The organism is Dyadobacter flavalbus (assembly GCF_006149045.1).
In the GTDB taxonomy this organism is placed as follows: domain Bacteria; phylum Bacteroidota; class Bacteroidia; order Cytophagales; family Spirosomataceae; genus Dyadobacter; species Dyadobacter flavalbus.
The window spans coordinates 20,024-40,003 of sequence record NZ_VBSN01000022.1 but is presented as its reverse complement, the minus strand read 5'-3'; the positions used below and the strand labels follow the sequence as shown (position 1 = coordinate 40,003).

At 39.8% G+C, this 19,980-nt stretch carries 15 protein-coding genes; 1 reads left to right on the top strand and 14 read right to left on the bottom strand.

Going from position 1 to position 19,980, the window contains the following annotated elements:
* Positions 1–8: 8 nt before the first annotated feature.
* The 12 genes from FEM33_RS03380 to FEM33_RS03325 all read right to left on the bottom strand — a co-directional run bounded on the left by FEM33_RS03380 (position 9) and on the right by FEM33_RS03325 (position 15,481).
* Positions 9–1,112 carry a glycosyltransferase family 4 protein gene (locus FEM33_RS03380; protein ID WP_161597061.1) on the bottom strand — a complete coding sequence of 368 codons (1,104 nt, stop codon included), beginning with the start codon at positions 1,110–1,112 and terminating at the stop codon, positions 9–11.
* Positions 1,113–1,255: 143 nt separating this feature from the next.
* Positions 1,256–2,506 carry a VpsF family polysaccharide biosynthesis protein gene (locus FEM33_RS03375; RefSeq protein ID WP_139010700.1) on the bottom strand — a complete coding sequence of 417 codons (1,251 nt, stop codon included), beginning with the start codon at positions 2,504–2,506 and terminating at the stop codon, positions 1,256–1,258.
* A gap of 11 nt (positions 2,507–2,517) precedes the next feature.
* Positions 2,518–3,624 carry a glycosyltransferase gene (locus tag FEM33_RS03370; protein ID WP_139010699.1) on the bottom strand — a complete coding sequence of 369 codons (1,107 nt, stop codon included), beginning with the start codon at positions 3,622–3,624 and terminating at the stop codon, positions 2,518–2,520.
* Between the two features lie 47 nt (positions 3,625–3,671).
* Positions 3,672–4,535 carry a glycosyltransferase family 2 protein gene (locus tag FEM33_RS03365; RefSeq protein WP_161597060.1) on the bottom strand — a complete coding sequence of 288 codons (864 nt, stop codon included), beginning with the start codon at positions 4,533–4,535 and terminating at the stop codon, positions 3,672–3,674.
* 38 nt (positions 4,536–4,573) lie between these two features.
* The gene (locus FEM33_RS03360) at positions 4,574–5,506 is read right to left on the bottom strand and encodes a glycosyltransferase family 2 protein (RefSeq protein ID WP_139010697.1); all 933 of its coding nucleotides are present in this window, start codon (positions 5,504–5,506) and stop codon (positions 4,574–4,576) included.
* Positions 5,507–5,541: 35 nt separating this feature from the next.
* A complete protein-coding gene (locus FEM33_RS03355; RefSeq protein WP_161597059.1) occupies positions 5,542–6,657 on the bottom strand; it encodes a polysaccharide pyruvyl transferase family protein in 1,116 nt (371 codons plus the stop codon).
* Positions 6,654–8,174 carry a lipopolysaccharide biosynthesis protein gene (locus FEM33_RS03350; RefSeq protein WP_139010695.1) on the bottom strand — a complete coding sequence of 507 codons (1,521 nt, stop codon included), beginning with the start codon at positions 8,172–8,174 and terminating at the stop codon, positions 6,654–6,656. Before FEM33_RS03350 ends, FEM33_RS03355 begins: the two co-directional genes overlap by 4 nt.
* A 348-nt stretch (positions 8,175–8,522) precedes the next feature.
* On the bottom strand, positions 8,523–9,527 hold the full coding sequence (locus FEM33_RS03345; protein ID WP_139010694.1) for a mannose-1-phosphate guanylyltransferase: 1,005 nt from the start codon (positions 9,525–9,527) through the stop codon (positions 8,523–8,525).
* Between the two features lie 27 nt (positions 9,528–9,554).
* Positions 9,555–10,877, bottom strand: a complete 1,323-nt coding sequence (locus FEM33_RS03340) for a UDP-glucose dehydrogenase family protein (RefSeq protein ID WP_139010693.1) — start codon at positions 10,875–10,877, stop codon at positions 9,555–9,557.
* Between the two features lie 359 nt (positions 10,878–11,236).
* Complete coding sequence (locus FEM33_RS03335; protein ID WP_139010692.1) at positions 11,237–13,621, bottom strand: GumC family protein; 2,385 nt, start codon at positions 13,619–13,621, stop codon at positions 11,237–11,239.
* A 71-nt stretch (positions 13,622–13,692) separates the two neighbouring features.
* Positions 13,693–14,508: a polysaccharide biosynthesis/export family protein gene (locus tag FEM33_RS03330; RefSeq protein WP_139010691.1), complete on the bottom strand. Its 816-nt coding sequence runs from the start codon at positions 14,506–14,508 to the stop codon at positions 13,693–13,695.
* A 235-nt stretch (positions 14,509–14,743) separates the two neighbouring features.
* Positions 14,744–15,481, bottom strand: coding sequence for a tyrosine-protein phosphatase (locus FEM33_RS03325; protein ID WP_139010690.1), 738 nt, complete (start codon positions 15,479–15,481; stop codon positions 14,744–14,746).
* A 589-nt stretch (positions 15,482–16,070) separates the two neighbouring features.
* Between FEM33_RS03325 and FEM33_RS03320 the strand changes: the two genes are divergently transcribed.
* Positions 16,071–16,712: a 3-keto-disaccharide hydrolase gene (locus tag FEM33_RS03320; RefSeq protein WP_139010689.1), complete on the top strand. Its 642-nt coding sequence runs from the start codon at positions 16,071–16,073 to the stop codon at positions 16,710–16,712.
* Positions 16,713–17,263: 551 nt separating this feature from the next.
* On the opposite strand, the gene FEM33_RS03315 is transcribed toward FEM33_RS03320, so the two are convergent.
* Positions 17,264–18,067 (bottom strand): LytR/AlgR family response regulator transcription factor, encoded by an 804-nt coding sequence (locus tag FEM33_RS03315; protein ID WP_161597057.1) that lies wholly within the window; start codon positions 18,065–18,067, stop codon positions 17,264–17,266.
* A gap of 930 nt (positions 18,068–18,997) precedes the next feature.
* Complete coding sequence (locus tag FEM33_RS03310) at positions 18,998–19,930, bottom strand: AraC family transcriptional regulator (RefSeq protein WP_139010688.1); 933 nt, start codon at positions 19,928–19,930, stop codon at positions 18,998–19,000.
* Positions 19,931–19,980: the final 50 nt, after the last annotated feature.

Genomic DNA, 19,980 nt, shown 5'->3' with positions numbered 1-19,980 from the left:
AGGTTGTTTTATAGTATTTCTTTGTATATGTTGAAAAAGTGCTCTGCGGTAATTTCCATGTTAAATTGTTCGGCAAAGGTTTTGCGTTTTTTCCTGTATTCGTCCGAAAGCAGATTACGATTTTGATAATATTTGTCAAAAGCACCTGCAAGTGCGTTAACATCACTGACAACATTTTCCGGTTCTACTTTTTCAATAAGTTCGGTAATGCCGCCGCCATCTTTGAAAACGAGAACAGGCTTTCCGAGATACAGGCATTCAATAGCAACCAGACCGAATGCTTCAGTTGTAGAAGGGAACACACAAACGTCCATTAATGACTGATAATGTGTCACATTGGTCGTATATCCGGTAAATGTAACCTTGTTTTCGATATTGAGTTCCTTTACAAGCTTTTTCAGGTTGTCCATTTCAGTGCCGTCACCAACAAGCAGCAATGTAACATCCTCTTTGCCAGCCTGAAACAAAGCAAATGAACGGATCAGCAGATCAACGCGCTTCCAGGGAATAAACCGGGAAGATGTTCCGATTACAAAATGATTTTTGTTTACCGGAAGAATAGGTTCCGCACTGTTTTTTGGCGCTGTATCCGCTGCAAATGTGACACCGTTGTAAACGACTTGGTTATGATCGTTGGTTATGCCTCTTTCTTTCCAGAACTGTTTGGTATAATGTGAATTATAAGTAACATAATCGACTTTTGTATTCAGGAAATTCCTGAGCATCATTCTTTTCAGGAAATCGGTTTTTTTGGTTACCCGACCAATCCCGTCAACGCTGTGCTGTGTAAAAATCCTTTTTGATCCGGATCTGGATGCAAGCAAATCGCGGATCGGAAGAAATGTATGAAAATGCAGAATATCAAAATCCAGTGAAATCTTTTTAAACGCTGCATATTTATTGATGTCAAGATCAAATGGTTTGATATTCAGAAAAAAACATTTAACGCCTGTGGCAATAAACATTTCTTTCAGGTTGCCGTCTGGTCTTGAAAACAACAGGGAAATATCAAGCTGAGGATTATTTTGCTGTACTTTGGTTAAATAGTAAACAAAAGTTTCAATGCCGCCAATAGACGGGTTATTAAGAATATGCAATACTTTAATTTTCATATAAATTCTTAAAACGTTGAGCATTGTCTGAACAGATTATGTCGGCATTATTCCATGTAACCGGCATTTTGTAATCTGTCGCAGCAAAAATAATTACTCTTAATCAGCTGCAAATTTTTTGTAAATCCTGAAAGTTACAGCCCTTAATTAATAGCAATACTTTCCACTTGTTTAGGGCGTACCATTCTGGCAGCTTTTTCCATTTTTTCTTTTTTATCCGCATGCAAAATCCTGAATTGTGCCATGCATAAAATGGTCATGGCATTCATAACCATTGTATTTACTGCGAGCGAATTATTAGATGATGCAGCAATCAAAAAGCATCCGAGTACAGCATAGCGATTATATAATCCCCACGGAAAACCCAGTTTTGTAATCCTGAAAAGGAAAAGAATAAAGAAAATGGCAAGATAGATCGTAAATACAATACCGTATTTAAGTACCCAGATAATCCAGAAGTTTTCAATGATTTTGATATCATAGATATACATTAAATAATCGATCAGTTCCTGTGGTGTGCCCCAGATAATTTCATTCCATGAAACACCCAGAAACAAACTGTAAGCTCCGAAACGAACCTCTGTACTGTTATCCTGAAAGCTTCCGACAGCTGTAATCCTTGTACCGAGTGAGGTATAAAATACAATGTAAATAACGCTTACAAACAGAATGACAAGCGTGGCAATATTCTTCATTGAAAAGTTTATTTTTCCATTTTCAACGAGTTTCAAACTCAGTAAAGTAATACCTAATGAAAATGCAACCAATCCTGATCTTACACCAAAACTTGCAAGTGCTCCGACAGTGAGTGCAATGATAATCATCTGTCTGATAAAGTTCTTTTCGTAAGCATAAAAGAACAGACCAAAAAATATCAAAAACAGCGAGTTGTTCAGCGGATGGCCCTGAAATGCATTTGACCGGAACAGAATTGCCGTTTCGTTAATCGGGAATAGTTTGAAGCGAAATACATTTTCCAGAATGGCAAGAATACAATCCGAATAAAAAAACACTTTCAGGATAAGCATCACCTGTCTCCATCTTTTAATATCCATGAACTGGAAATTGTACACAATAAGAGCAGGGCAGAACAGTACGTTGAACAAAAACAGGTTACCCTTGGAAGTACCGTAAGTTAATGAATAAATAAGTACGATTCCGACGCAGATTGTATAACTCCAGTAATCTTTAAAGATTCCTACAAAATAATTGTATTTGATTACATTATAAATCGTAAGCAAAATCAGAAAATAACCCAGCGGATGGATACGGAAAATAGCCGAACCGCCTGCGTCAGACTGCGGATACCCGATGAAAAGTAAAACACCTGGCCCGCCAAACATGCAGAGCATGGTTGCTATTATCGGAAACCATTTTTTATCAAATATTGCCATAAGTGTGGTATTTATATAATGCTGAGAAGTTGTTCTGCTCTTTTTTCACTCGAATTCAGTGATGCCATGTATTTGGCTTTTTCTGTAAAATCCGCTCCGTTTCTGATCTTCTGAATCATTAATCCAAGCTGCTCTACAAACTCGGCAGAACCGGTTACACCTACGGCAACTTCTTTCAGCGATTCGTAATCATTGTGATTTTTTTGAAAAACAACCGGCTTTCCAAGTGCCAGATACTGATACATTTTATTATGGTGATGATAAGATGCATGTTCACTGATGGCATCAATCATAATGCATATATCCCAGGTCATTACTTCCTGCGGAAGTTGTGTGTAATGAATATAGCCTTTATAATTTACATTTGGCGCACTGATTATTTTTTGAAATACTTCTTTTTCCGGAGCATTTGCAGGAAAATTATCTTTTCCGGCCAGAATGAAAGTCACATTTTTCATTTTTTGTACCACTTCATAAAGCAAATGAATATCGGTTGCTTCCATAAAGTTTCCGGCAAAGCCAACTATGATTTCATCGTTTAATGATCTGGATTTCTTTCCATTCAGTTTCTTGGGATCCCACACTTCAAGATCTACGCAATTGGGCCAGTAAACGATTTCCTTATTCGTAATTGAATAATATTTTTGTACGTATACTTCTTTCAGGGCCATGCTTGTAGCCATAATAACATCGGCCATTTCTATGACTTTTCTGGTTTCATCCAGCGTATTTCCCATTGTATGATACGCATCGCTCAAAATTACAATCTTCTTTTTGTCTTTGATATATGGCCCGAAAATATGATTGTGCGGACGTGAAAGAATCACGGTATCAAAATCTTCCAGATGAAAGTTTTTGCGCATGCGGTTAATCATGAAATTGATATAATTCAGAATCCTGAATCTTCTGATTAACTGATACGGGAAATAATAGAAAAACGGTGTAATTTCAAGATGGTCACTGTGCAGTCTCAGCTCCTGCGGAAACCAGTATGAAACGGTTGAAATGCACTTCGTCCCCGGTGACAATTTGGCAATTGACTCCAGCGTAGCTCTTCTGGTATAAGCCGTAAAATCAAAAACATTACACAGAATAAGTATTTTATGAGCTTGATTCATTCCTTTTACTGATAAATAAATCCGTTGAGTTGCATTCAATTTTTTAATTATTCCCTGTTAGCCTGGTTACCGTAAGAAATCCTTATTTTTTCTACACTGCAGGTAATTGCCAGATAGTATTTAATGGAATAAACTTTAATTTTCTGGCTGAAAGACAAGTCGCTTCCGTACTTTTTGATCTGATGAAAAGCAATTCGCAACGGTGGTTTCAGGTTTTTCATCAAGTCCAAAATGGCCATGGTTTTTGACAGATTATCGCCTCCAACCACACGCTTTGTTTTCTTGATCAGATCCGACATTTTGTAACGTGCCGGATGTTTTATAACCACATTATGGCCATAAACAATTTTGAAACCTGCATTCGAAGCTCGTTTGGACCATTCGTAATCACCGCCGGAAAGCAGCTCTTCATTAAATATGCCGACCTTGTCAAATACATGTTTGTAAGTAAACATATTGCCGGTAACACTCAGTCCGCTTTTGACAATTTCTTCCTGTTTGAAAGCGTATACTTTTTCGTATAATTCAGCAGGAGTAAGGTCGTTGCTTTTGAAAAACAACTCTATATTTCCTGCTATTCTGCTTACATCCTTATGCTTTTTCAGGTAATCAACTGCATTGTAAATCCAGTCTTTTGCAGGAATGCAATCCGAGTCGGTAAAACCTATAATATCGCCTTTTGCCAATCTGATTCCCGCATTTCTGGCAGCATAGGAACCCGGTCTAGCTTCCGTTACAATCTGGCAGTTAGCAGGAGCCGGATAATTTTCAGGAACCAGGTCGGCGGGATTATTATTGATTACAATAATTTCAAAATCACTTGCAGGAAAAGTTTGCTCTTCCAATGCTTTCAGGCATAGTAAAAGACGGTCCCAATCCTTATATGTCGGTATAATAATGGATACTAGCACGATGCTTATATTTTAATCTGAAAGATCATACTGCTATTTTATCTGCTTGTTTTACTGCCTTTTATTAAAGATTTAACGTTGCTTTTAAGCATGCGTTTTGTATCATTCCAGTAGGCATTAAACCTGAGATTGTAAGGAACATTTATGGAAAAACCTTTGAGCTTTTCCGATTGATATTCCTTTACATCAATCCTGTTTCCAGCAAGTTCCTGATAAATATACTTGTGAATCATGGCTTCCCTTTTTTTCGTAAGCTGACCGGTTTCCTTCAGGTATTCGAAAATCTGTAATCTCAGATTAATCCTGTTGTCAATGATTTTAAGCATTTTACTTTTATCAGGGTTTTTTGAAATAGCACTGTCTGTTTTATGAATCAGCGTATTTGTGCTTTCGTCAAAAATTACCTTACCTCCGGCTTTCAGCATTCTGAACATCATATCGTATTCCTGCGATGATGTCAGCTGTTCATTCCAGCCGTTGATCTTGTCAAGTATTTCCTTTTTCCAGAGAATGGCACTTGTAATTCCAAGCTGCGAAGTAGTTAACCCGATCCAGATGTCAGCAGCGTAGAGAGGCCTTATGCTTTTTACGGTTTTTCCGCCTTTTTTCTCGATTAGTTCAGCATTTCCGATAACACAGTCGGCAGTGTTTGCTTTTGCTAGAATCAACTGCTTTTCTATTTTATCGGGCAGTAATTCGTCATCTGCATCAAGATATTGAACCCATTTTCCTTTTGCATTCTGAAGTCCTTTGTTTCTTGCAGCCGGAGCACCTTTTTTGTTTTCCTGAAAAATAAATATGCGTTCCGGATTTTTGCTTTGACAAAGTTCAAGTACTTTCTGTGTGTTGTCCGTAGAATTATTATTTACCAACAGAAGTTCCCAGTCATTAAAAGTCTGCTTGATAACACTATCGATGGCACGATTAATGAAACCTTCACAATTGTAGCATGGGATAATAATGGATACCATGTTGATAATTTAAATAATCCGGTTTTGTAATGTTACTAGCTGAAAATACTGTTCAGTTTGTCTTCAATCACTTTTTTGTTTCCGGCCTGAATTGTTTTGAATTCAGCCATAATCTCATTGCTTTTTGAAAGTCCTTTTTTCAGCCTTTCTGCGTTTGAATTTGCATTTTCCTTCACATCAAGGATCAGTTCTTTCAGATTATTATCGTGAAAAATACTGGTTATCTTCTTATTATCTTTCTGATCAACCAATGCAAAAGACAAACCTCCGCATTTTAGTGCAAGCAGCAAAACATGGAGCCTGTTGCTTACAATAAATTTGGCGCTGCCATAAATTTTATTTGCCTCTTTAAGCGTCAGTTTGCTGTCAACGAATTCACAATTGAATTCATTTTTCAGGTTTTCGTATAATTCGACACACGCATCTCTGTCGTATTTTACCTGATAGGTAATCATTACTTTCAGTGATTGCTGGCCGGCATTGATCAGCAATTCCCTGAACTTTGCAATAAGCGGCTGAAGGTAAGCCGAATCATGTTCCTTTCCGTAAGCATTGGAACGCAGGCTGATCACCACGTAATCACCGGCTTGTTTTTCTATTTTTTCAGGCGCATATGCCCACGCAAGGTCCGGAAAATACTGCGGATCTTTGAAATTGTATTGCTGCGCAATTTTCAGTGATTCATGATCTCTCAGGGCATAGTAATGATAAGCACGCGACCCGATGGATTCTGCCCAGCCATTCGGAACATCTACGGGGCCGATTGAAAAACCGATTCTGCAGATACGCAGCCCCAGCATTTTCAGCAGATTCATTTTCAGATTCAGCTTCAGCGTTGAAATGGCAAGGTCCTTGCCGGTTCTTGAAGTGTGGCCTGGCTGTATGAACAAATAGTACTGGTTTTTTTTAGAAAACAATTGCTTCACCAGCAGCGAAGAAAGCGTTTTCAATAACTGGTTTCCTGAAATTTTAGATAAACGCTGATCTGCGGGAGAAGTACTGATTTCATCAACAAACCAGGAAGGAGCTGAAAGATCGTCTACTACAATCTGACCATATGGACGCAGCAATTCAACTTCCACCAGATTGATCAGCAGATCTCCGATATTTTCAGTTTGCTTCGCAGGTTTAAAAAAAATAATATTTTTCACTTTGATTTGGTTTTTTTTAATACGGTGTTCAGGATCATCTTTCTTTCTGCCTGATTCAGTAACAGGAACGAAATACCGGCAAATATCAGAAACAGAATGCCGCTGTGAAGAATCAGATGAAACCAGTCGGTGATTACAAAGAAATTGAAATAAACAAGGCTTGTTCCAACCGCTATAGCCAGCAGGAGCATTGTACTCAGGGATGCTTTAAAGAAAGTCAGCTTGTTGATGCCCATGTTGCTCGCAACATAAATAGGCATAAAAATGAAATTTTTAAAAGTAAGTACAATCCCGCTTGCTGCTGCCACGCCATACAGCTTCAGGCTTGTTTCGCCAACCAGATACATGGCCAGAAAAAGGTTGCAGGCTCCCATTATGACCGTGTAAATCCCCGGAACGCGTAATTTGTTGTAAGCCCGGTTGAGTGAAAACAAAGGTAAAACGCCCAGATTTATTGGTAATGGAAGCAATACAAGCATAAACAGCCATTTGAGCGAGGCGTACTCAGGACCGATCCAGATGGAAAGCAATGCCGGTGCAATAATGCAAAGTACGCTTACCATACAGCCGATAAAAAGCGAAAGGACTTTGTTCGACATCTGTGTCAAACGGATCATTTGATCAAACTCTTTCTTGGCATAGAGATTCAGGATCAGAGGTCCGAGCGAACCGGAAAGTGCAATGGCGAGTGTTCGGATGATATGGCTCCATCCAAGGATAATCCCGTACTTTCCCGCCTGTACGTTTCCGAGCAATTTGTTGATAACCAGCAGATCGATTTGTAAAAACAGAATACTTCCGAGCTGAATTACAATCAGCCACCAACCCATCGAAAGCATTTCACCCAAAACAGATTTGTCAAAAAGCTTGAAATCAATTTTGATAGTGGGCGTAAATTTCCTGAACAGATAGAAGCTGTAAGAACTGGAGATAATACTGGCGATCAGAATGGAAGTTCCGTAACCCGTTAGGGAAACATTGATTAAAAGAAATATAAAGAGGATTAAAATTACCCTTGTGTATGTATTGATTACAGAAACCCGGTTAACGAGATCCAGCCTGTTTGCAATGTAAGCGGATGAGTTGAATATGGATGTAAAAGCCGACATGATAAAACCGACACTTACACACATAAACAGGATGGAAGCATCATGCCCCAGCCCTTCGGGTATTGAAATGAATTTGGAAATATTGAACGAAAATATAAACAGACATGGCGCAAGAAGCGCCAGCAGAGTAAATAAAGAGGTAAAAGCGGTATTGAAAGTTCTGTTGGCGGCTGTATAATTCTCATTGGTAAGGTCAAGCGCCAGAAATCTGGAAACGGAGCTGTTGATGGCAACGGTTATAATCGCTGCATATCCGATCATGGAAGTAGAGAGCGGAATGAGACCATAAGCACCGATCCCGAGTTTTTTTACCAGAAACGGAGGCAACCAGAAACTGATTATTCCGTTTAAAACGAACAGCAATATATTTGAAATTAAATTTTTCTTTAATGCACTGGCAGTATTCATCACATCATTTTTACTTGGAGGAATTTAATTGGCTTGCCTTGAAGAATCAGTTTTTACCATCAGGCAAACAGGCCGCAAACTGTTATAATGACTTAAAATCGCATGCTGATGAAGTGAAGGAAAGTGCGGCTTTCTGAAAACGCAAACAGATGCCGGAAAGTAAAAACATGATTTAAAGAATGCCAATTTGATGCAAGTAAGGCTGGCAGGAATGTAGCAAAGCTTTTCGCGTTGAGTAACATTTTGCTTTGTTAATAATTTTGGTAGTATTATTTTAAGATACTGTAAAAGTGCGAATTGTGCCGGTAAGTAAAAAACGATTGCAGATTAACTTTGTGTTTTTAATCGTTAATTAACCAGTTCCGGCTTTTCCTTTTCCAGTCTTTCATAAATCTTTTTCACATCCTGTGAACTTCCTTTCGCCAGAACCAGAATGGCATCATTCGTTTCGACAAGAACGAGGTTGTCAACCCCGAGAAATTCAACATGCTTGCTGGAACCTACGACACAGTTGTTTTTTACAAACCGGTGATTTTCACCCTGACCTTCCCAATGTTCCCAGATGGATTCAAACGAACCCAGATCAGACCATCCGAAACTTGCTTTTACAACCTTGATCTTATCCGAGCGTTCCATTACGGCATAATCTATGCTTTTGGAAGGGATCAGCATGCTTTCTTCTGTTGGAAGAAAATCGCCGGACCTTAGAGAAAATGCTGCAAGCGAAGCTTCATAAATTTCCGGTTCAAACTTTTTCAGCTCGTCCAGATAGGCACCTGCCTGAAAACAGAACATGCCGCTGTTCCAGAGAAAATTTCCTGATTCCAGAAACGATTTGGCCGTATCCGAATCCGGTTTTTCCCTGAAAGACAATACGTCATTTTCATCACATTCAATGTAGCCGTAACCGGTTTCAGGTTTGGTTGGCGCTATTCCGAAGGTTACTAGGTAACCTTCGGAAGCAAAACCAACTGCCTCGGAAATAGCCTGGGCATAAGCATTTTCATTTGTTATAATGTGATCGGATGGAGTAACCAGCATTATATCATCTGACTGGACCGCAAATGCGGCGAAAGCAACTGCTGCCGCCGTATTGCGCGGTAACGCTTCAATTATTTCATCGTAAAAACCAATGTCAGCTCTGACCATATCCGCCTGTGACAGCAAATAATTCTCCTTGTTTCCAACTACAAGCGCCTGGCTTACCAAATGCTTGTTACGCTCGGCGCTGAGCTGAAACAGGGATTTGTCACCAAACATTGGAATGTACTGCTTGGGCATGGATTTGCGGGATACAGGCCATAAACGGCTTCCTACTCCTCCTGATAATATGACATGTATGAGCTTTGACATAGTATGGCTTTTACGATTGTCGGGTAACTAAACCAGTTCTTTTACGTTTAACGCTTCCCGTCCTATGCTGTAATAAGTAAATCCGTTATCACGCATCTGATCCAGTTCGTACAGGTTTCTTCCGTCGAAAATCACTTTTTCTTTAAGAAGTTTACCCATTTTCTCGAAATCAGGGGTACGGAACTGAGGCCATTCTGTAAAGATCATCAAAGCATCAGCATCGTCCAGTGCAGCATAAGCTGTGTGGCAGTAAGTAATTCCCGGAATCAGGCGTTTTACGTTATCCATCGCTTCCGGATCGTAAACAGTCACTTTTGCACCTGCGTCAAGCAGTGCCTGGATGTTTTCCAATGCCGGCGCTTCACGGATGTCATCTGTGTAAGGCTTGAATGCAAGACCCCAAACTGCGATTGTTTTATCTTTAAGATCTCCGTCAAAATATTCCTTAACAACAGGGATCAGTTTTTTCTTTTGATCATCGTTAACAGCCATAACTGATTTCAGTGTACGGAAGTCATATCCGTAGTCTTCTGAAGTTTTGGCAAGTGCCTGAACGTCTTTCGGGAAGCAGCTTCCGCCATAACCGATACCGGCAAAAAGGAAACGTTTTCCGATACGGCTGTCTGTACCGATTCCGCGGCGGATATCATCAACATTTGCGCCTACTTTTTCACAAAGGTTAGCGATTTCGTTCATGAACGTAATTTTCAGTGCAAGGAATGAATTGGCTGCATATTTCGTCATTTCAGCGGAACGCTCGTCCATGAAAATGATCGGATTTCCCTGACGTACCAACGGAGCGTACAGTTTTTCCATTACTTTCTGAGCTTTTTCAGACGTTGTACCGATGACAACGCGATCCGGCTTCATAAAGTCCTCAACTGCAACGCCTTCTCTTAAAAACTCAGGATTGGAAATAACGTCAAAGTCAACCTTTGCATTCTTTGCAATGGCTGCATGCACTTTTTCAGCAGTTCCAACCGGAACAGTACTTTTGTCGATAATCACAGCATAAGATTCAAGGATTGGACCCAGATCGTTGGCAACGCCAAGAATATACTTAAGGTCAGCTGATCCGTCTTCTCCCGGAGGTGTAGGAAGTGCAAGGAAAATAACTTCCGCATCTTTGATCCCTTCCTGAAGGCTGGTTGTAAATGTTAAACGGCCTTCGGCAACGTTTCTGTCAAACAAAACATCAAGACCTGGCTCATAAATAGGAATCTCGCCATTTCTAAGACGTTCAACTTTGTTGATGTCGATATCAACACAAGTAACCTGGTTTCCTGTTTCAGCAAAGCACGTGCCTGTTACCAGGCCAACATACCCTGTTCCAACTACTGCTAGTTTCATAATTTGATAAATAAGATGTAATAAAATTCAGTGAGAGATCCGGTTTTTTAAGAACATGTAACCTGCATTTGGAATGCACGGAAAATACATCGATCCGGATTTTGTCGGGAGATAAGCAAAGACTTTTTCATGTTATAACGTTGAGTTGATTAATGATTTTTTCTAAACCGGATTAGGGTAAAAATGCAATCATTTCATTTGAGTATCTGAAAATAGTACAATTTTCAGTACTGCGCAATTTTAATTTGAAAATTCATCAAGAAGTGAAGAAGTATCTTGTTTTTATCTATCAATCTTCGCTAAAAATCAAATTCAGGGAAAATCTGATGATAAAAACAAGATAATTTCAAACCTTCATGCTATGAACTTCTGGTAAGCATTTTTCTAACCTTTGTGCCGAAGTTCGGCGCTTTCGTATCTGCATCTTCGGAGTAATAGCCGTAGCCATAACCACCGTATCCGTAGCTTCCATAACCGTATCCGCCGCCATATTTAACGCCGTTGAAAATCACAGACAAATTGGCAAAACGATGCGTACGTTGCAGTTCTCCGATTCGCTTAAGATGATCTTGCAAAGTGTAGTTATGACGCACAACATAAAGCGTGGCATCCACATATTTGGCAATCAGGGATGAATCCGTAACCAGACCGAACGGCGGTGAATCAATCAGGATGTAATCGTAACGTTCACGCAATTCAGCCAGCAATACAGGCAGTCGCCCGTTGCTCAGCAATTCAGAAGGGTTTGGCGGAATCGGCCCGCTTGTCAGTACGTCAAATTTCGGATGTATACCTGTTGACTGAATAAAATCAACTGTATTTCCCTGACCGATCAGACAGTTTGATGCACCGAATTTATTGGAAACATGCAAACGTTCGTGAAGCGTAGGCTTGCGCAAATCCAGTCCGATCAGCAACACTCTTTTATCGGAATAAGCCAAACTTGCAGCAAGGTTGATACTTACAAAACTTTTTCCTTCACCGCCGATTGAAGAGGTAAACATAATAATCCGGCATGTTCCGTCGCCCAGATACTGAAGGTTAGTTCGTAGTGCCCTGAACTGCTCGGCAACTGCACTGCGGCTTGTCATCTTAATGATGGCTTCTTCTCCAGGCTGGTCACCGGTTGTTTTCATATGACCGATTTCACCGATTACCGAAGACTGAGACATTTTAACGATTTCATCGCGTGTCTGAACAGTATTGCTGAAAAGCAGCAGCAGATTGATCAGCAGAACCGGCAACATGATTCCGGCCAATCCGGCTCCAAGCCATACCAACGGTTTCTGAGGTTTTATCGGCAAATAAGCGGCTTGCGGCGCATCAACAAGTCTGCTGTCTGTAACAGTTGCAGCATATCCCAATGCCGTTTCTTCTCTCTTCTGAAGCAGATACAGATACAAGCCTTCTTTAATGGTTTGCTGACGCTTGATGCCGACGTATTCGCGTTCTTTCTGAGGAATGCTTCTTAAACCTGCGGAGAATCGGGAATTTACGGCTTCAAGGCTTTTCTTTGTCACATCCAGTCCACGGCGCAGATTCTGAAGGTTCTCCGTAATTGCCTGACGGGTATTTGCAATCTGCGTGTTGATTGTACCCAGCAACGGGTTATTGGCCTGTGTTGTCTGTGCGTACTTTTCTCTTTGTAACTGCAGATCGTTGTATCTTGTCAATAAAGCAACAAGAACCGGATCATTAATCAGATACGTAGCAGGAGCAGGAGAACCGGCATCCGCATTTTTGATGTAATTGTCAACACTTTCCAGAACGGAAATTTTAATGTTCACATCATTCAACTGCGTATCGTTTTCTTTGATGTTCTGAAGATACAGATTTGATTCAGCACCGATGTCCGTCAGACCCTGCGTTGTTTTGTAAGATTCAACATCCCTTTCCACATCGCCGAGTTCACCGGTAATCAGGCCAAGCCTCGATTCTATAAATTTCAGCGTATTGCTTGCTTCATTGTTTTTGTCATTCAGGGAAGACTGCACATATACATCCAGAAGCTTGTTCAGAACGTCTTTTCCTCTTTGAATTGAAGTATCTTCAAAACTCAGTTCAAGTACCGTACTCTTCGGGTTCGGGGCTGCAATTTCCAGCCTTCCAAGCATTCCCGCAGTCATGCTGGCAATGTTGTAGAACTTTACGGTAATATCGCTGTACAGCGATTCAGTTCCTTTTGTTACCGTGAAAACACCCCAGGCATTACGCAGTTTCTGTCCGTATTTGTGAGATGTATCTTCATCATTGATAGTGAATTCCGAATCGCTTTTAACATGAATGACCAACGGATTCTGGTAGGCATATTCAGAAATCAGTTCAGGTTGTACATTGACCGGACTTGCTTTGTAAAGATCAATGGTTTTAAGCCCGTCTTTTGCTTCATAATTGACATCAAGCTGCAATTCACTTGCAGTTTGTTCCATCAAGGTCTGAGATTTCAGGATTTCAATTTCGTTTTCAACCAGTTTGTTTCCGCCAAACTGAGTCATTTGCTCGAAAATGTCACCCGAACTTCCGGAAATTCCTTTTTTCTCATCTTTTATCAGCAGCGTAGCTTTTGCCAGATATACCGGCTGCGTAATCTGCAGGTAAAAGAATGCAGCTGTTAACGTCAGAACAAGAAAGATAGGGAACAGAAACCAATATCTCAGATATCCTCTGACATAGTTATGTATGTCAAATTTCTTTTCCTGCTCCTCAATTTGTTCCTGATAAAAATCAATACTTTGATTGCTCATAACTAAATTTTTCTTCTTTAGAGTTTATCAATTGGACCGTTGAGTATGTTTATTGTATTCAAAATTTACTGTTATAACCTCAGTCTGTAAATCAGCAGGGCTAGGGCAGTTACCATACTTACAAACAAAGGAGCCAACTGAACTGCCCTGTCTGTAGTGTTCATTTTTGCTTTAATCGGTTCTACATATATTACATCGTTTTTGTGCATATAATAGAAAGGCGATTCGAAGATTTTTCTGGAAGTAAGATCAACACGTGCATATTGTCTTTCTCCTTTTTCTTCCCTGATAATCATTACGTTGTTCCTTCTTCCGTAAATCGTCAGGTCGCCTGCAAGACTGAGGATTTCAGGGAGGGTGATTTTTTCATCAGGGACAACATAAACCGCCGGCCTGTTCACTTCTCCAAGCACTGAAACCTTGAAGTTGATATTCTTGATGTTGACAGACGGCTCTTTAAGATACATCTGTAGTCTTCCGCGGATGGTGTCCGCTGCAATCGGTGTTGTAAGTCCTTCCACTTTGATTTTTCCAACCAGCGGAAGTTCAATGTTTCCGTCCCTGTCAACAAGATAACCGAAAGGCTGGCGACCCGAGCTGCTTCCGGAACCGTAACTGGTAGATGTCGTTGCATATTCGTTTGCAGAGTTGAATATGGCGTTGGCTTCCTGGTTTAAGCTTCCGACCACAATGGAAAGCATGTCGTTACTCTCGATAACCGGCACATAGCTTTGTTGTATTTTGGCTCTTGAAATGCTCGCGGTGTCTCCCTGGAAATAAATGATTGATTGCGGCGATACGCATGAAGTGGTTCCTCCCACAATAGCAATGTACGCAAGCGATAAAAATACTAGTAATCTAACAGGCAAAAAGCGGTGTATTTTCATGTAAAAACGGTGAGTAAAAAGTTTTGTTGGTGAGAAATGAATTTTGGGTTGAAACTTCGGATTTTTTTGAAAAAATAACTCTGGATTTGGTAAGGACCGGTCGCCAGTTTGAAAGTGTAACTATAAGTTATACACTCATTTGCGATTTCTTTTTTTCTTGATGGTACAAAATATTATACTAATACAATTCAATTAATAATTTATTACAAATGTAGAATAAATTCAATTATCAATATCAAATATTAATAAGTTTTTCGTTTTGAAAAGGATATTTTGTAAGCCACTTATTTTTGTTGCTTTTCACGATCAGTTCAACGTGCTGAATCTTGTGCGCATCGGTTCCGAGATAGGAGATCAGGTCATGCCGCAAAAGCCATTCTGCCATTTTGTTGACATTTTCTCCGTAGTGATTGCTCAGGGAAAGAATGTTCACCTGCAGTTCACATCCTTGGTCTGCAAGTTTTTTATAAACCGAAGGATCGGAATAGAAATAGGTATAACGTTCCGGATGCGCCAGAACCGGCTGATATCCTTTTTCAATAATGGAAAAAAGCGTCTCAGACGTGTTCATCAAAGGAGTAGTATAAGGAAGTTCGACCAGAAGCCTGTTTCCCGGTAATGTCATGAGCTCCTGTCCGGTTGTCAGAAGATCAATAAAGTGTTCATCTATAAAGTATTCCGCTGCTGCATTGATCTGTATGGTCAGGCCGGCTTCTTTTGCTGCATTTCTTACATCTTCCAGACCTGCTGATATAATTTCGGGTGTGTTTTTGTAACAATCCCACATCACGTGCGGAGTTGTAAACATGCGTGAGTAACCAAATTCCTGCATTTTTTTGGCCATTGCAACCGATTCTTCAATCGTTTCAACACCGTCATCAATGCCCGGAATAATATGGGAATGGATATCGATCCCGATTCGGGACAAATCCAGTTCCTCTTTCTTTTTAGTGTCAAATAACCAGTTGAGCATAATAATTTCGGTTGTATAACATTGAAGCAGTAATCGGCAGCAACATTTTTAAACCGGAATTTTGTTGTTTTATAAAGTTGGACAAATTTAAGATAAAAAAAACAAGAGTTAGCAGAATGTTACCCGGATTTTTTTTTAAATTAACAAAAATGTAAAATTGGATTATTCAATTGTATGATTCCTGTAATAGAGTGTGTATCAGTTTTTAGTTGTAAATATTTATTAAAATTTAATAGTTGAACGGCTTTGATACTGGTCAGAAACAGGCCGTACGGTACTTTGAATTTATAATTTAACCGTGTAACGATTTTTATTTTATGCTTCCAAAACCCCGGTATGGACCTTTGAAAAAATAACTCGATTAGTATGGTTATGCCGTTTTCCGGTAAGTAACCGATTTTTTTGCCTTCCTGAAACAGCTCCCGGCACCATATCGCATAAACGCAATCGTTTATAATCCGTTCCTTACCGCGCATTTTTCATCTGAATACTTTACTGAAGAGGAGTAGTTTTGTTCCTGTTTGAGATTTACTTGCTGTACTGTAATTCTTATTGCCACATTTTATAAACAGTTAATCATAAAGCATTCATGAAAAAAGTTTCGGGTAAATTAATGATGAGCCTCATGATCAGCCTTTCGGCCAGTTTTTCCGTCATGGCGCAGGACGGCTGGGTTTCATTGTTCAATGGCAAAAATCTGGATGGCTGGAAAGTCGGAGCCAATGCTTCCTCGTTTTCGGTCGTGGACGGTGCCATTCAGGTTGCCGGGCCGCGCGCGCATTTGTTCTACGACGGGCCTGTGAAAAATCACATGTTCAAAAACTTTGAGTTCAAAGCGCAGGTGAAAACCAGACCGGGCGCAAATTCCGGAATTTACATTCATACCGCTTATGAAGAAGACAACTGGCCATCCAAGGGTTACGAAGTGCAGGTTAACAATTCGCATACGGACTGGAAGCGAACCGGAAGTTTATACAACATAAAAGATGTGAAGGAAACCTACGTGAAAGACGACGAATGGTACACGGAATACATCAAGGTGGAAGGGAAGCATATAACAATCAAAATCAATGACAAAACGGTTGTGGATTACGAAGAAACCGATGCGGACCAGAGACCGGGCGATATGAAAAACCGGATTCTGAGCAGCGGTACATTTGCTTTGCAGGCACATGATCCTAAAAGCGTTGTCTTTTTTAAAGACATTCAGGTTAAGCCACTGACTGAGTAATACTGTAAAAAAGCCGCAATCTTTTACATGATTGCGGCTTTAACGCTCAGTTCGAAGTGCATTCGCAGTGATCTCATACCGGCTGCATTGGCACGTTTACATAATTAGGTAGTATTAAAAATCGTCTGGTCAAAAGAAGTATGTACAAGGTGAAAAAAGCATGGCCATAATCCCGCTAGCTTGTTTCGCCACTTCTCCGCAGTTGACTTAATATTCTTTTTGAGTAAAATCAGACATCATATTATTCCATTAATTTTTTAGTTTTTGTAGTGCAGCAGGCTTTGATATACAAGTCTGAGGCAGTTGATGTATGAACCGGTAAATAAGTTACAGGCAGTAACTTAGAACTATTTTAACCAATACCTATATACGTTGTAAACAGTTTCTACAATAAAAAATAATGTTTCTTTGCTTTCGTCAGGCGAATAAAAGTCGGAAGCAATATAAAAATTTCATAATGCCGTCTAATAATTTATTGTATTGTTGATCGCGGGATCAAAAGTCTGTAAAGATTATTCACAGTCAAATAATGCCGGCACCAATCAGACAAGTTAATTGATAAAACGGGCATTTTCCAGCATCAGCGGCAAAGGTGTCTGATAGTTAACGCCCTCAACCCATTTCAGGAATTCACTGGAATTTGCCTTGCTGATAATGACAGGTTCCGGCGTAGGCGATGATATTCCGATCAGTAATTTTCTCCCAAAGTACTGTTGAATGCTAGTAACAGCTTTCCTGTGAACAATGAATTGCCTGTTTGCCCTGAAAAAATCCCTTGGATTGAGAGTTGTAATGATATTGTTTAAAGTATCGCGTGTTTCATATTGTGCGGTTTGAGTGTGAACGGTTACGTGATAATTGTTGTAATAGATAAAATCCAGTTTATCCAAGCTGATCGGAATAATTTTGTCCTGATAATAAACGAGCAGCGAACTTTTATAGCCATTCATATAAGAAACTGCATTGCTGTTCCGCTTGTTGAACAGTGCATTCTCCTCGGTAAAAATTTCTTTCAGCTGCAGAAACTTCTTCAGGCTCCGGTTAAGTCGCGCATTGTCTATCGGTTTGATCAGATAATCTATGCCATTATTTTCAAAAGCCTTGAGTGCATACTCGTGATAGGAAGTGCAGAAAATCACTGGCGCAACTACCGGAAGATTACGGAAAATTTCAAAACCCAGTCCATCCTTAAGATGAATGTCGCAGAAAATAAGCTGAGGTGCTTTGTTGTTCATCAGCCATACTCTTGCATCAAGAACAGAATGAAGAATGCTGCATACTTTGAAGTTGCTGTTGCTTTGCTCGATCATGAACTTAAGCTCATTGGCAACTTTCACTTCATCCTCAATAATCATAACGTTTGTCATAGCAGTGTAAATTTTAGCTATCAGAATTTTATAGTAGGGGAATTAAATTTTAAATGTTTGTCATCATCTGTCGTAAATGATTCTGGAATAAATTCTCTGTTTGCCATGCCTGAACCTTTATATCCTTGAATCCGATGAGGATTGATCCTTTGAATCGGCATGGTTAAACTCTTATACATCGTATTCGGCTGCAATCAGGCGGTTTGAAGTAAAACTTAAACCTGCAGTAACAAGGCTTGAAAAACCCGGAACGTTACCATCACGGAAAGCAGCGCCACCTTGGCCTTGCAACCTGAAAAACGTATTTTACAGTTTTAAAACTGACATTTCCAGTCGTACGTAACATGTAATTAACTGATTATCAATTACAATTTTGATTGTTTGGATTGTAAAATCAATCGAATTGCAGGTTTTGCAATCATATTTTACAATACAGGTTATATCAGAAGGATTTGTTAAGCAAATATATAAATAAAATTTCTTGCAAATGATCAAATGGTATTTTATTAAGATTTAAAAAAGATCAATGCAGAATTTAATATGAGGATAACCCCTGTTTCGGAAAATTTATTGATTGCAACGGATTGATTATGAGGTATATATTTTAACGTTTGTATTTTGGGGTTAACTTTGATATACAATACAAACGGATAATAATTTTTCAAAGAATTATCTAACGGTAAGTAAGCGGTTCAACGCGGCTGTGAATATCCAGCGATAACTGAATTACATTCCAAGGAAATTGCCTCATCTGTTTTCCGGAAGCCAATAGCGGCCGCAAAAAGCCTCAATGTGTCAAAACCCGTTAAATATAACGGTATGAAAGTAGAAGTTACTTATCAATGTTAAAACTAAATAGGAACTAATATGTATATACGTAATAAATTAGTTCTACATGGGCGAAATGTGTCACAGAATTTATTTTTCGCCATGCATATTGGAAACCATGCGGTACTGAGAAGGGGAAATTCCTTCGGATTTCTTGAACTGTCTTCCGAAATAGTTCAGGTCAGAAAAACCGAGTTGATAGCAAACATCTGAAATACTGGTTTTTGTTTCCGACAGCATCTGCTTCGCCTTTTTGATTTTTTCCTTCAGGATAAACTCCAGCGGACTGATGCTGAATTCCCTTTTGAATGCACGATAAAATGAAGTCCTGCTCATGCATGCTTTTTCGCTGAGTTCATCCACCTGAATTTTCTCGCTGATATTGGCCTGAATGTAACTGATTACATAGGCAAGCGGACTGTCTTCTTTGCCGTAAGAAAAATGGGCGGCCGACTCAAGATTCTGCTTTTGAATAATATGCACGATCAGTTCCTGAAGTGTCAGATCGGCCAGAACATCTTTGCTTATTTTTGAACTTGAACAGATGTTAATGAGTTTGTTCATGCTCTGCGCCAGTTCAAGGTTGTTCAGGAAGTGATATTCATGATGATCCAGTTTCCAGTATTCGTCGCTTCCTTCCCGCGGATATTCTTCATTCAGCCGGTTCACAATCTGCCGGATTTTGGCCTGGTCCAGTGAAAGTGCAATGCATTGCGTCGGATTTGTGGGATTAGCATCCGGAAAATCTATTTTCATCGTCACATTTGCCGGCACCAGAACCGTTTCACCGGGTAAATAATCGAAGCCCGGCCTGTCAAAAAGATGCATTACTTTTTTTCCGCGGAGCATGCTCGTAATAACCAGATCATTGAAAGTAAGCGGCACAAGAAGCGAAGGCTGGAATGTTTCAAAAATGTTCAGTTCACAATTTTGAAGCGTAAAGGCGCGGCGGTTTTCTACAAGTGTCTTGAGTGACTTCTCTTCTGAAACCATAATCTGGTTCAATCGGTGTCCTGTTGCCATTACTGCTGAGTCCGGGTTAATTGAGGTTTGCCAAAAATGGAGATAAGCTA